Source organism: Enterobacillus tribolii (genome assembly GCF_003363015.1).
Taxonomy (GTDB): Bacteria; Pseudomonadota; Gammaproteobacteria; order Enterobacterales; family Enterobacteriaceae; genus Enterobacillus; species Enterobacillus tribolii.
On the sequence record NZ_QRAP01000012.1, the window covers coordinates 30,877 to 44,628 of the forward strand.

10 protein-coding genes and 4 tRNA genes are annotated in these 13,752 nt (G+C 57.9%); 10 read left to right on the forward strand and 4 right to left on the reverse strand.

The genetic code is table 11. The features are described from left to right. Nucleotides 1-3: 3 nt before the first annotated feature. The 9 genes from rffA (at nucleotide 4) to C8D90_RS19340 (ending at nucleotide 6,216) form a co-directional block, all read left to right on the forward strand. Nucleotides 4-1,134 (forward strand): dTDP-4-amino-4,6-dideoxygalactose transaminase, encoded by a 1,131-nt coding sequence (gene rffA, locus C8D90_RS19300; protein ID WP_115460104.1) that lies wholly within the window; start codon nucleotides 4-6, stop codon nucleotides 1,132-1,134. Continuing rightward, nucleotides 1,134-2,384: a lipid III flippase WzxE gene (gene wzxE / locus C8D90_RS19305; RefSeq protein WP_115460105.1), complete on the forward strand. Its 1,251-nt coding sequence runs from the start codon at nucleotides 1,134-1,136 to the stop codon at nucleotides 2,382-2,384. Before rffA ends, wzxE begins: the two co-directional genes overlap by 1 nt. Before the next feature lie 8 nt (nucleotides 2,385-2,392). Then, nucleotides 2,393-3,484 (forward strand): TDP-N-acetylfucosamine:lipid II N-acetylfucosaminyltransferase, encoded by a 1,092-nt coding sequence (locus C8D90_RS19310; protein ID WP_230473061.1) that lies wholly within the window; start codon nucleotides 2,393-2,395, stop codon nucleotides 3,482-3,484. Then, a complete protein-coding gene (gene wzyE / locus C8D90_RS19315) occupies nucleotides 3,481-4,842 on the forward strand; it encodes an ECA oligosaccharide polymerase (RefSeq protein WP_115460107.1) in 1,362 nt (453 codons plus the stop codon). Before C8D90_RS19310 ends, wzyE begins: the two co-directional genes overlap by 4 nt. Before the next feature lie 11 nt (nucleotides 4,843-4,853). Beyond that, a complete protein-coding gene (gene wecG / locus C8D90_RS19320) occupies nucleotides 4,854-5,594 on the forward strand; it encodes a lipopolysaccharide N-acetylmannosaminouronosyltransferase (protein WP_115460108.1) in 741 nt (246 codons plus the stop codon). A gap of 219 nt (nucleotides 5,595-5,813) precedes the next feature. Then, a tRNA-Arg gene (locus C8D90_RS19325) sits at nucleotides 5,814-5,890 on the forward strand. Nucleotides 5,891-5,944: 54 nt separating this feature from the next. Continuing rightward, nucleotides 5,945-6,020, forward strand: a tRNA-His gene (locus C8D90_RS19330). A 14-nt stretch (nucleotides 6,021-6,034) separates the two neighbouring features. Beyond that, nucleotides 6,035-6,120: transfer RNA gene (locus C8D90_RS19335), tRNA-Leu, on the forward strand. Between the two features lie 19 nt (nucleotides 6,121-6,139). Continuing rightward, nucleotides 6,140-6,216 (forward strand) — tRNA-Pro (locus tag C8D90_RS19340). Nucleotides 6,217-6,744: 528 nt separating this feature from the next. Here C8D90_RS19340 and hemY read toward each other — a convergent pair. From hemY to hemC, 4 genes are read right to left on the reverse strand one after another with little or no spacing between them, the layout of a single operon-like run. Further along, nucleotides 6,745-7,944 carry a protoheme IX biogenesis protein HemY gene (hemY, locus tag C8D90_RS19345; protein WP_115460109.1) on the reverse strand — a complete coding sequence of 400 codons (1,200 nt, stop codon included), beginning with the start codon at nucleotides 7,942-7,944 and terminating at the stop codon, nucleotides 6,745-6,747. A 2-nt stretch (nucleotides 7,945-7,946) separates the two neighbouring features. Beyond that, nucleotides 7,947-9,155, reverse strand: coding sequence for a uroporphyrinogen-III C-methyltransferase (gene hemX, locus C8D90_RS19350; RefSeq protein WP_115460176.1), 1,209 nt, complete (start codon nucleotides 9,153-9,155; stop codon nucleotides 7,947-7,949). A 31-nt stretch (nucleotides 9,156-9,186) separates the two neighbouring features. Further along, entirely contained in the window at nucleotides 9,187-9,927 is a 741-nt protein-coding gene (gene hemD, locus C8D90_RS19355) for a uroporphyrinogen-III synthase (RefSeq protein ID WP_115460110.1), read from the reverse strand. Beyond that, nucleotides 9,924-10,868, reverse strand: a complete 945-nt coding sequence (gene hemC / locus C8D90_RS19360) for a hydroxymethylbilane synthase (protein ID WP_115460111.1) — start codon at nucleotides 10,866-10,868, stop codon at nucleotides 9,924-9,926. Before hemC ends, hemD begins: the two co-directional genes overlap by 4 nt. A gap of 303 nt (nucleotides 10,869-11,171) precedes the next feature. Here hemC and C8D90_RS19365 point away from each other — a divergent pair, with 303 nt between their 5' ends. Beyond that, nucleotides 11,172-13,730 carry a class I adenylate cyclase gene (locus C8D90_RS19365; RefSeq protein WP_115460112.1) on the forward strand — a complete coding sequence of 853 codons (2,559 nt, stop codon included), beginning with the start codon at nucleotides 11,172-11,174 and terminating at the stop codon, nucleotides 13,728-13,730. Nucleotides 13,731-13,752 lie beyond the last annotated feature (22 nt).

Consider the following 13,752-nt stretch of genomic DNA (forward strand, 5'->3'; position numbering starts at 1 on the left):
CACATGATTCCGTTTAATGCACCACCCGTGGTAGGAACTGAGCTTGAGTACATGCAGGCCGCCATGAACAGCGGCAAGTTGTGCGGGGACGGCGGTTTTACGCGCCGCTGCCAGCAGTGGATGGAGCAGCATTTCGGCAGCCACAAGGTGCTGCTGACGCCGTCTTGTACCGCATCGCTGGAAATGGCGGCGCTGTTGCTGGATATCCAGCCGGGTGATGAAGTGATCATGCCGAGCTTTACTTTCGTTTCCACCGCCAACGCGTTCGTGCTGCGCGGGGCGAAGGTGGTGTTCGTTGACCTGCGTCCGGACACCATGAACATTGACGAAACCAAGATCGAAGCGGCGATTACCGACAAAACCCGCGCGATCGTGCCGGTGCATTACGCCGGCGTCGCCTGCGAAATGGACACCATCATGGCGCTGGCGAAAAAGTACAACCTGTATGTGGTGGAAGACGCCGCGCAGGGCGTGATGTCCACCTACAAGGGCAAAGCGCTGGGTACTATCGGTCATATCGGCTGTTTCAGCTTCCATGAAACCAAAAACTACACCTCCGGCGGCGAGGGCGGGGCGACGTTGATCAACGTGCCGGAACTGGTGGAACGTGCGGAAATCATCCGTGAGAAAGGCACCAACCGCAGCCAGTTCTTCCGCGGTCAGGTGGATAAATACACCTGGCGCGATATCGGCTCCAGCTACCTGATGGCAGACTTGCAGGCCGCCTATTTGTGGGCGCAACTGGAGGCGGCGGAGCGTATTAATGCGCGCCGCCTGACGCAGTGGCAGAACTACCACGACGCTTTTGCGCCGCTGGCGCAGCGCGGGTTAATTGATTTGCCGTCGATCCCGGTGGACTGCCGTCACAATGCGCATATGTTCTACATCAAGCTGAAAGATGTGGAGCAGCGCACTGCCTTTATCGATTACATGAAAGAGGCGGAAATCCTGACGGTGTTCCACTATATTCCGTTGCATGAATGCCCGGCCGGTAAGGAGTTTGGCCGTTTCAGCGGCGAAAACCGTTTTACCACGCGCGAGAGCGAACGCCTGGTCCGTCTGCCGCTGTTTTATAATCTGACAGAGGTGAATCAGCGCACCGTGATCAATACCATCCTGAGCTTCTTTGCCTGATGTCTCTGGCTAAAGCCTCCGTTTGGACCGCCGCCTCCACGCTGATTAAAATCGGCGTGGGGTTGCTGGTGGTAAAGCTGCTGGCGGTGTCATTCGGCCCCAGCGGTGTGGGTCAGGCCGGTAACTTCCGTCAGCTGATTACGGTGCTGGGCGTGTTGTCCGGCGCCGGTATTTTCAACGGGGTGACCAAGTACGTCGCCGAACACCATCAGAACCCGGAGCGGCTGAAGGCGGTGCTGGGTACGTCGTCTACGCTTATTTTGGGCTTTTCGACCTTACTGGCGCTGGTTTTTTTGCTGGCCGCCGGGCCGATCAGCACCGCGCTGTTCGGCCGTGATGAATACCGCAACGTCGTGCGCGGCGTGGCGTTTATTCAGATGGGGATCGCCTACGCCAACTACTTTATGGCGGTGCTGAAGGGCTACCGCGATGCCATGGGCAACGCGCTGGCTATCATCGGCGGCAGCCTGATCGGCGTGGCGGCTTACGTGGTGTGCTACCTGATGGGCGGTTATGCCGGCGCATTGCTGGGGCTGGCCGTGGTGCCCGCGGTAGCGGTGTTGCCCGCGCTGGGAATACTGATAAAGCGCGGGGTAGTGCCGCTTTCCGCTTTCCGGCCATCCTGGGATAAGGCGCTGGCCGGTAACCTGAGCAAGTTTACCCTGATGGCGCTGATTACCTCCGTTACCCTGCCGGTAGCGTATGTGATGATGCGAAACCTGCTGGCCGAACATTACAGCTGGGATGATGTCGGGATCTGGCAAGGGGTGAGCAGTATTTCCGATGCCTACCTGCAATTTATCACCGCGTCGTTCAGCGTTTATCTGCTGCCGACGCTGGCGCGGCTGACCAGTAAGCAGGATATTGCGCGCGAGATCGGCCGTTCGCTGAAGTTCGTGCTGCCGGCGGTGGCGGCGGCCAGTTTTACCGTGTGGCTGCTGCGTGATTTCGCCATCTGGCTGCTGTTTTCCGATAAATTTACGGCGATGCGCGATCTGTTTGCCTGGCAACTGGTGGGTGACGTGCTGAAGGTCGGGGCTTACGTCTTCGGCTATCTGGTGATCGCCAAGGCGTCGCTGCGTTTTTATATTATGGCAGAGGTCAGTCAGTTCCTGCTGCTGACGTTGTTCTCTCATTGGTTAATTCCGCTGCATGGCTCTCTGGGGGCGGCGCAGGCATATATGGCGACCTATATCGTCTATTTCCTGCTCTGCGGCAGCGTGTTTCTGATTTACAGTAAACGGACATGAGCACCATTGTGACAAAGAGCGTACTGATTCACGTCCTGGGGTCTGATATTCCCCACCATAACCTGACCGTACTGCGCTTCTTCAACGACGTGCTGGCTGAATGCGCACCGCAAGAGCTGGTGCGTAATTTTATGGTTGCCGCGCGCGATGCCGCGCCGTTTGCCGGTTTTGATCGTCTGAATATCGAAACCTGGCCGGATAAGAAGTCTCTGGCGGAGGCGGTGATTGCGCGCGCGCGCGCCGATCGCACTACGCGTTTCTTCTGGCATGGCCAGTTTAACCCTGCGCTGTGGCTGGCGTTGCTGAGCGGTAAAATCAAGCCGCACCAGGTATGCTGGCACGTGTGGGGCGCCGATCTCTACGAAGGCGCGACCAGCTGGAAGTTCCGCCTGTTTTACGTGCTGCGGCGGATAGCGCAGGGGCGGGTGGGGCATGTGTTTGCGACCCGCGGCGACCTGATTCATTATCAGCAGCGTCACCCGCGGGTTCCTGCATCGCTGCTCTATTTCCCGACGCGCATGGATCCGGCATTGACCCAAAACGACATCAGTCGCCCGGAGCAGGGCCCGCTGACGATTCTGGTCGGTAACTCCGGCGATCGCACCAATCGTCATGGTGAAGCGCTGGAGGCGATTGCGCGGCAGTTCGGCGGCGATACCCGGGTCATCATTCCGATGGGCTATCCGGCCAATAATGACGCTTATATCGCACAGGTGCGGCAAACGGCGGAGCGGCTGTTTCCCGTGCAGAACATTGAGCTGCTGACTGAACAGGTCGACTTTGTGGCCTACCTGGATATCCTGCGCCGCTGCGATCTGGGCTATTTCATTTTTGATCGTCAGCAGGGTATCGGTACGCTGTGCCTGCTGATTCAGTTCGGCGTGCCGTTCGTACTGAGCCGCAAAAATCCGTTCTGGCAGGATCTGGCGGAGCAGCACCTTCCGGTGCTGTTCTACGGCGATACGCTCAATGAAGACGTGGTGCGTGAGGCGCAGCGCCAGCTGTTGCTGACGGATCGCGGCAACATTGCGTTCTTCAACCCCAACTATATCGCCGGCTGGCAACAGGCGCTGGCGCTTGCGGCGGGAGAGCAGGTATGACGCTGGCCCAGTTCGGCGGCTTGACGCTGGTTTACTTCTGCTGCGTTGTCTTCGTACTGTTCCTGACCTATCAGGAATTCCGCCGCGTACGCTTTAACTTCAACGTTTTCTTCTCGTTATTGTTTTTGCTGACGTTTTATTTTGGTTTTCCCCTGACCTGTGCGCTGGTGTTTCGCTTTGACGTCGGCATCGTACCGGTGGAGAACCTGCTGTATGCCCTGTTGTCGGCCACGGCGTTTTACGCGATTTATTATGTGACGTACAAAACGCGCCTGACGCGGGCGGGGAAAGCCGGCGGTACGCCGCTCTTCACCATGAACCGGGTGGAAACCCATCTGACCTGGCTGTTGCTGGCGCTGGTCGCGGCAGGCACCGTGGGGCTTTTCTTCATGCAGAACGGCTTTTTGCTGTTTAAGCTCAGCTCCTACAGTCAGATCTTTTCCAAAGACGTTTCCGGCGTAGCGCTCAAACGCTTCTTTTACTTCTTCATTCCCGCCATGCTGGTGGTCTATTTTCTGCGGCAGACGCCCCGCGCCTGGTTGTTCTTTCTGGTCAGCACGGTGGCGTTCGGTATTTTGACCTACGTAATCGTCGGCGGCACCCGTGCCAATATCATCATTGCGTTTGCCCTGTTCCTGTTTATCGGCATCGTGCGACGCTGGATTACGCTGTGGATGCTGGTTGCCGCCGGCGTGTTCGGCATCGTAGGGATGTTCTGGCTGGCGCTGAAGCGCTACGGCCTGAACGTGAACGGCGCCGAAGCGTTTTACACCTTCCTGTACCTGACGCGCGACACCTTCTCGCCCTGGGAGAACCTGGGTCTGTTGCTGCAAAACTACGACAAGATCGATTTCCAGGGGCTGGCGCCCATCGTGCGCGATTTTTATGTGTTCATCCCCGGCTGGCTCTGGCCGGGACGGCCCGATCAGGTGCTGAATACGGCCAACTACTTCACCTGGGAAGTGCTGAACAATCACTCCGGGCTGGCGATTTCCCCCACGCTGATCGGTTCGCTGGTGGTGATGGGCGGCGTCTGGTTTATTCCGCTGGGCGCGGTGGCGGTGGGGCTAATCATCAAATGGTTTGACTGGCTGTATGAGAAAGGCCGGAGCGAGGCCAACCGCTATAAGGCGGCCGTTATGCAGGCATTTTGCTTTGGGGCGGTGTTCAATATTATCGTGCTTGCCCGTGAAGGCGTGGACTCGTTTGTCTCCCGCGTGGTGTTTTTCTGCCTGGTTTTCGGCCTGTGTCTGATTATCGCCAAGCTATTGTACTGGTTATTTGAAGCGGCCGGATTAGTCCGGACCCACATCCGCCGCGGGCGTTCCGCTACGCCGGGCTCTGCCAGAGCGCTATAGAGGTAACTGCTATGGAAAATACGAATACGATCCCGCATTACGACATCCGTGGCATCGACATCTGGGGATTCCGCGATATGGCGCAGTTTCTGGACCATCTGTATGAAACCGGCGCGCTGAAAACCGGCACGTTGGTCGCCATTAACGCGGAAAAAGTGATGACCGCCGAACAGGACAAGGCGCTGCGTGAGCTGATTGACGGCGCGGAATATAAGTTCGCAGACGGCATCAGCATTGTACGCGCCGTACGGCGTAAGTATCCGGGCGCGCAGATGTCGCGCGTGGCGGGTGCGGACCTGTGGGAAGGCCTGATGGAGCGCGCGGGTAAAGAGGGGACGCCGGTATTTTTGATCGGCGGTCGTCCGGAAGTGCTTGCTGAAACCGAAGAGAAACTGCGCACTCAATGGAACGTGAACATCGTTGGCAGCCAGGACGGCTACTTTAAACCGGAAGATCGCGAAGCGCTGTTTGAGCGCATCCGCGCCAGCGGCGCCAGGGTCGTGACCGTGGCGATGGGCTCGCCCAGGCAAGAGATCCTGATGCGTGACTGCCGCAGGGTGTACCCGGATGCGCTGTATATGGGCGTCGGCGGAACCTATGACGTGTTTACCGGCCACGTGAAACGCGCGCCGAAGGTATGGCGCGATCTGGGTCTGGAATGGTTGTACCGTTTGTTGTCCCAGCCGACCCGCTGGCGGCGTCAGCTTAAATTGTTAAAGTATCTGACCTATCATTACACCGGCCGCCTGTAAGCGGGCGTGTTTAAGATTCCCGCCGGGAGTGCTTGTATGTTATGATGTTTTCCCCCGCAATGCGGGGGAAATACCGGGGCGGTAACCTGCTGGGATAGCGGCGGTGCGTTGTTTAATGATTCAGAATGCGCAAAGCATAACCAATCGCAACATTTCTGAGAAAAAGCACTAGACAGCCACTGAATATCACCGTACTATCCCCACCCGCAACGGCGCTACGCGCCCGTAGCTCAGCTGGATAGAGCGCTGCCCTCCGGAGGCAGAGGTCTCAGGTTCGAATCCTGTCGGGCGCGCCATTTACTTTTGTGCGCAAGAGCTGCGGTGGTATCATTACCGCGTTAAGAAATATGGTGGCTATAGCTCAGTTGGTAGAGCCCTGGATTGTGATTCCAGTTGTCGTGGGTTCGAGTCCCATTAGCCACCCCAGATTCTGTGGCAATGCGAAGGTGGCGGAATTGGTAGACGCGCTAGCTTCAGGTGTTAGTGTCCTTCGGACGTGAGGGTTCAAGTCCCTCTCTTCGCACCACCCTAAACAGAAACTGATCCGGCGAGTAGCGCAGCTTGGTAGCGCAACTGGTTTGGGACCAGTGGGTCGGAGGTTCGAATCCTCTCTCGCCGACCAGCATCTTACAGGAACCCTGCTTTTGCAGGGTTTTTTGTTTTTGTCCCTCCTCAAAATCCCTGGTGGCGGTGGTGTAACCCTCCGGCGACAACAGGAAAATACGGTGTCGTTAATCGATGACATCCAACCATCTGTTTATTAAAGATAAAATGTTTTCGGTGTTTAGCTGTCGCTGCCCGGCGACGAATCCTTGTCGTGGCATGGCCTGAACACCGCACCGGAGCGTGATTTCAAAGTTGGCACGCTGGTTGCATTATCTAATATGTAGATGCTCATTCCATTTCTTATGTTCGCGCAAGCCTCATAAACCCGGGAATGACGCAGAGCCGATTGCGGTGCCTATTGTCCGAATCCGATGAAGCGTGTTAACACACATCATCAGCCTGTGGACACAACGTTGAGTGAGGCACCAATCTGTTGTCCTATAGATCTGATTGTCCTTTTTAGACACTTGCCGGCAGGCAGGTGTTTTTTTTTGCCCGCAGAAAAGCAAAAACCCGCCGTAGCGGGTTTTTAGGAGGACAGCCGTCAGGCTGGTGGGTTTTCCTGCTTCAACGTCAGCAGCAGTCCGTCACGGCGCATTTTAGCCGCTTCTTCCGGACGGTGCTGTTTGTCGAGCACATCGGCCAGCCAGGCGTAATCGTAGGCATCCGGGCGCTGTTGCAGCGCGGCGCGGAAGGAATCGCTGGCTTGCTGCCATTCGCCGTGCTTCATCAGCAACTGGCCCAGCGTACTGTTCAGCAGGGCGGTGGCGCCGTGTTGCTTCATGTACTGATTCAGCAGTTTTTCCAGTTGCTCCGGATTACCGGACTTGAGGCGCGGCAGCAGGAAAATAAGGCGTTCGTCGAAGTGGCGCTTCAGCCCCTCAACGATTACCGCCTGCGCTGCGTCATGATCGTTGCATTCGATCAGATGGCTGGCGACGGCGGCCTGCAACGCCGGCTCATGGCGCGTGCGGCGGCTTTGTATCTTCCACCAGTTCTTCAAACCTTCGCTGCCGCCATCGGCCATCGCCTGATCCATCAGCCCGGTGTAGGCCTGAATCTGCAATGCCTCGATCTCTGAATCTGAACGGATGCCGGCTTTGCTCATTGAGGGAAGAATTTCCAGCAGCGACTGCCAGGCGTTGGTTTTCTGGTAAGCCTGTTCCGCCAGGCGCAGCACTTCCGGATGGCGCGGCGCGATGTTCAGCAAGCTGTCGACGCCGTGACGTGCCGCGTGATCTTCGCCGCGTGCCAGCTGTACCCGTACGCGGGTAATGTCCACCGGCAGTTGGTTGTGATCCGCCGTTTCCGAGGCGCGTTCCAGATACTGGTTGGCCCGCAGGTCATCACCGCGTTGCTGCGCCGCTTCCGCCGCCAGCAGGTAGTTCACCACCGGTTGTTCGGCGTGATCGGCGTTACGGGTCAGCAGTTTTTCCACCTGACGATAATCGCCTTCGGCCAGCTTCATCAGCCCTTCATTCGTTTGCTTGCGCGCACGTTTGCTCTTACGGCCGATAAACCAGCCGCGGGTGCGGGCGCCGCCGCGGAAAATGCGGCGTAACAGCCATTCAACGGCGAACAGAACCAGCACCAGCAGCGCGATCATGATGCCCAGCGCGGTGATACTGGTTTCAATGTTGTAGCTGTCGGTCTGAATTAGGACGTAACCCTGATGGCCGGCGGCCAGCGGCCCGAGAATGATGCCGGCGATTAATACTATAAACAGCAGGAGAACACGTAACATAATCAGCCCTCCTGTGCCGGGGCCTGAGCCTGTTGTTGTTCCGGCTCGGGCTGTTGCTCAGGCGCGTGTTGCTGTGCGGGTGCGGCGGCTGGTGCGGCCAGCAGCCCGCGTACGCGGCTTTGCATCAGTTTCTCCAGCATCGGCTGGCTCTTAAGCTGATCAGGCACATCCATGTTGATGGACTGCTGGCTCAGCGCGTCGATATCGCTGAGGAACGCCTTGGTGTTGGCGTCATTCGCGTCGTAGTAAGCGCGCACCCAGCTTGAAACCGCCTCCAGCGACTGCTGGTACACTTCGTTCTGATGACGCGGCACCGCCTGCGCGGCAACCAGCAGGCGGGAACGGATGTTCTCGCGCAGGTAGATGTCCTGATTCGGCGCCAGCAGCGGCTCGGCGCTGGTGTCACGGCGGCGGACGGTGATGAACTCGGACATAAAGTTATGCCAGCTCTTGCTCAGGTTCTGCCGCCATTCGCTCAGGGAAGCGGTCAGCTCGCCGTCGTCTTCATCCATTGGCGCGCCGTCGCTGTTGTTATCCGCCAGACGCATGTCGTCAACCTGATTGGTCAGTTGGTTCAGCTTGAGAATGATGCCGTCGAAGTCGATTTGGCTGACAGCGGCGATGGACGCGACGTCTTCCGTCAGCGCGCGGCGGACTTCCATCAGGCTGGGATCGTTCATTTCCGCCAGGCTGGCGTCAGCGCTTTTAAGCAGCGCGGCAGCGGTGGTGACGTCCTGATCGCTCCACAGTTTGCGACCAGCCAGTTTCACCAGAAAATCAGCCTGCGCCAGCAGCCAGGTTTTGGCGTCGTTGCCGGACATTTCGGCAACCTTGTCTTCCAGCATCTTCAACTGCTGGGATTGGGTGTTCTGAAGCTGCTCTTCAACGCCCATCGCTTTACTTTGCTGGGCCAAGAGCGCGTCAATGCGCAGTTTTTCCTGCGCCTGAGCCGTGTGCAGAGCCTTCAGTTCTTCACGCAGTGTGGCGTTTTCCGCTTTTTGCGCGCCGGCCTGCTGGTGGCCGTGATAGTACATACCGGCACCCAGCGCGATAACCAATACAATGGCCACGATGCTCAGCACCGGCGTTTTGGCCTTTTCACGGGGTGTTTTTTGTCCGGTCTGTCCAACGGCCGGCTCTGACTTAAGCTCTTGTCCCGTTGCTGCGGCCGCGTCCTCGACCTTTGTCTGTGGGGTGTTCGGTTCCGTCATTTTGTTGCTTCCCATAGTCAGTTACAGTCAGTTATTGTAGCGCACGAATCAGCGCATCATTGTCAGCGCTTTCCGCAATTCGGATATCTTGCCATCCTAGCTTCTGGGCCAGTCCGGCAAGCCGTTCACTGACGATTATCAGGCGGCACTGTAACAGCCAGGCCAGGCGATCGTGTTCAGGAACTAAATCATACAGTTGTTGCAGCATTTCACCACTGGTTATCACCAGGGTGGAGATCTGCTGACGCTGCCAGTGGGCGCTCTGCTCAGCTCCATTATAGTGGATGGGGGAGCGTTGATAGCATTCGCACAGCGTTACCGTCGCGCCCCGTTGTTCCAGCGTCTCCGCCAGCAGCTCGCGCCCGCCGTTGCCGCGCAGAAGCAGCGCCCGGCGGCCTGCGACATTCTGCAATGCCGGTAGCTGTAATAAGGCTTCGCTGATTTCCGGCGGGGGAGGAAATTCGACGTCCCGTCCGCTGATGGTATGCAGGCGCAGTGCGGTCGTACGGCCGATGGCGAAGTAGCGTAAGGTGTCCGGCCAACCCTGGCCGCTGCGTTGCATGCTGGCGTGGGCGTAGCGTACGGCGTGCTGCGACAGGGCAAAAACCAGGTCATCCTGACGCAGTGCGGCAATCAGCCCGGGAACGTGTTCCAGCTGCGAACCGGGGGAAAAATCGATCAGCGGGGCGTGGTAAGCCACCCGGCCCAGTGCGGTGAGCCGGCTCACTAACTGTTCGCCGGAAGGCGACGGGCGGGTGACCAGAATACTCATCGCGGCGCCTGCCCCTGATAAACGTCATGGAGGATCGCCCGGGCGCCCTTCTCCAGCAGCTCTTCCGCCAGAGAAACCCCCAGTGCGTCGGCCTGCTCTGCGGGGCCGCGGCGTTCGCCGTATAAGATCTCGCTGCCGTCCGGCCTGCCGACCAGCGCCCTCAGCCAAAGTGAATCGCCCTCCAGCTCGGCGTAGCTGCCGATCGGAACCTGGCATCCGCCTTCGAGACGGGTGTTCATCGCGCGCTCTGCGATTACGCGAATCGCGGTAGCTTCATGGTTCAGCGGCGCCAACAGCGCCTGAACGCGCGTATCATCCAGCCGGCACTCAATGCCTACGGCGCCCTGGCCGACGGCCGGCAGCGACTGCTCCGGCGCCAGCGCGCTGCGGATGCGCGACTCCAGGCCGAGGCGTTTCAGGCCGGCGACGGCCAGAATAATGGCGTCGTAGTCGCCGTTGTCCAGTTTAGACAGGCGCGTGCCAACGTTGCCGCGCAGGTCGCGGATCACCAGATCAGGACGCAGCGCGCGTAGCTGGCACTGGCGGCGCAGGCTCGAAGTACCGACTACGCTGCCGTGGGGCAAATCGTCCAGGCTGGCGAAATTTGGGGAAACGAACGCATCCCGCGGGTCCTCGCGCTCGCAAATCGTCACCAGGCCCAGCCCGGCAGGAAACTCTACCGGAACATCCTTCATGGAATGCACGGCGATATCGGCGCGGTTTTCCAGCAGAGCCAGCTCCAGCTCCTTAACGAACAATCCCTTACCGCCAACTTTGGCCAGCGGCGTGTCGAGCAGTACGTCGCCGCGGGTCACCATCGGCACGAGTTCGACCTGAAGCTCCGGCCAGCGGGCCGTGAGGCGATCGCGTACATAATGTGCCTGCCAGAGCGCAAGCGGGCTTTGGCGGGTGGCGATCCGAATAATGTTGTTATCTTGCATGTGGATATCCATTTTTATCGTTGCCCGACATCCTATCATTTTGGTAGCAAAGCTGCACCGGAGCCATTTTGGTACTAAACGTGCTCAAAAAATATTCAAAGCGGAGGAAAGCCGGTAAAATCGGGGGATAGCAAGGAGGGGAGGTTGAAGCAGGAAGCGTCAGCTACTTTACGGTCAACCGGCAAGATGTTAGATTGATCACGTTTCCGGCAATAATTCATCCCATATATCTAATTAACACAGTGATGGAGCCGGGGAACGGGTTTCTTTACTGACGACACTGGAACAATCAGGCGAATAGTCTTGTACCTCTATATTGAGACACTCAAACAGAGGCTGGACGCGATTAACCAATTGCGGGTTGATCGCGCTTTGGCGGCTATGGGGCCAGCCTTCAGGCAAGTCTACGGCTTGCTGCCAACCTTACTTCATTACCACCACCCGCTAATGCCAGGTTATCTTGATGGTAACGTTCCCCACGGCATTTGCTTTTACGCGCCTGATGAAAAGCAACAAACCTACCTCAACGAAATTATGCAGCGCCAGCCCGGCGATCTGAATGCGGAGCCGGTGGGCGAACCGCCGATTACCGGCGTGTATTCGATGGGAAGCACCTCGTCCGTCGGCCAGAGCTGTAGCTCCGATCTGGATATCTGGGTGTGCCACCAATCCTGGCTGGATGCGGATGAGCGCCAGCGCCTGCAACAGAAATGTACCCGCCTGGAAAAATGGGCCGCGTCGCTGGGCGTTGACGTCAGTTTCTTCCTGATCGACGAAAACCGCTTCCGCCACAATGAAAGCGGCAGCCTGGGCGGCGAAGACTGCGGTTCTACCCAACACATCCTGCTGCTGGACGAATTTTACCGCACCGCGGTGCGCATGGCCGGTAAACGTATCCTGTGGAATTTGGTGCCCTGCGAGGAAGAAGCGCATTACGACGAGTATGTGTTGTCCCTGTACGCCCGCGGCGCGCTGACGCCCAACGAGTGGCTTGATTTGGGCGGGCTGGGCACGTTGTCGGCGGAGGAATACTTCGGCGCCAGTCTGTGGCAGCTGTATAAAAGTATCGATTCCCCGTATAAGGCGGTGCTGAAGACGCTGCTGCTGGAGGCTTACTCCTGGGAATACCCCAATACCGACCTGCTGGCCATGGATATTAAACAGCGTCTGCATAAGGGCGAGATCGTCTCCTTCGGTCTGGACCCGTACTGCATGATGCTGGAGCGGGTGACACGTTATCTGGAACTGATTAACGATCCCACCCGGCTTGATCTGGTACGCCGCTGTTTTTACCTCAAGGTCTGTGAAAAATTGTCCCGTGCGCGCGCCTGCGTGGGCTGGCGGCGGGAAATCCTGACTCAGCTGGTGGCGCAGTGGGGATGGGACGAAAAACGCATTGAGATGTTGGACAACCGCGCCAACTGGAAAATCGAGCAGGTGCGTGAGGCGCATAACGAGTTGCTGGACGCGATGATGCAGAGCTACCGCAACCTGATTCGTTTCGCCCGCCGCAATAACCTCAGCGTCAGCGCCAGCCCGCAGGACATCGGCGTGCTGACCCGTAAACTGTACGCGGCTTTTGAAGCGCTGCCGGGCAAAGTCACGCTGGTCAACCCGCAGATTTCACCGGATCTGTCGGAAAAACACCTGACGTTCGTGCATGTTCCCATCGGCCGCGCCAACCGTGCGGGATGGTATTTATACAACCGCGCGCCGACCATCGAAACCATCATCAGCCATCAGCCGCTGGAATATAACCGTTATCTCAACAAGCTGGTGGCCTGGGCCTATTTCAATGGGCTGCTGATGCCGGATACCCAGTTGCACATCAAGAGCAGCAACAATCTGTGCGACCTGAATAAGCTTCAGGAATTGGTGCATGACGTCGGGCAGCACTTTCCTATCCGGCTTCCGGCGCCAACGCCCAAGGCGCTTTACAGCCCGTGTGAAATCCGGCATCTGGCGATTATCGTCAACCTGGAAAACGACCCGACGTCGGCATTCCGCAATCAGGTGGTGCATTTTGATTTCCGCAAGCTGGACGTGTTCAGCTTCGGCCAGCAACAGCAATGCCTGATCGGCAGCATTGATCTGCTGTACCGCAACTCGTGGAATGAAGTGCGTACGCTGCACTTCAGCGGCGAGCAGGCCGTGCTGGAAGCGCTGAAGACTATCCTGGGGAAAATGCATCAGGATGCCGCGCCGCCGGAAGCGGTCGAAGTGTTCTGCTACAGCGCGCACCTGCGCGGCTTAATCCGCACCCGCCTGCAACAGTTGGTCTCCGAGTGTATTGAGCTGCGCCTGTCGAGCACCCGTCTGGAACCGGGCCGGTTTAAAGCGGTACGCGTGGCGGGTCAAACCTGGGGATTGTTCTTTGAACGCCTCAGCGTGTCGGTGCAGAAGCTGGAAAACGCCATTGAGTTTTATGGCGCGATCTCCAACAACAAGCTGCACGGTTTGCCGACGGTACAGGTAGAAACCAAACAGGTGCATCTGCCGGGCGTGGTGGACGGTTACGCCAGCGAAGGCATCATTCAGTTTTTCTTTGAAGACGGCGACGACGAGGGCTTTAACATTTACATCCTCGACGAAACCAACCGTGTCGAAGTGTACCACCACTGCGAAGGCAGCAAGGAAGAGTTGGTGCGCGACGTCAGCCGTTTCTATTCCTCTTCGCACGATCGCTTTACCTACGGCTCCAGCTTCATCAACTTCAACCTGCCGCAGTTCTATCAAATCGTGAATATCGACGGTCAGGCGCAGGTGGTGCCGTTCCGGAGCACATCATTGTCGCAACTGTGTATGAATACCGACGAGGGTGAGGCTACCTCGCCGCTAAAACAGCGTTTTCAACTGCACTGAGTCGGAATGGCAGGGTATTCCT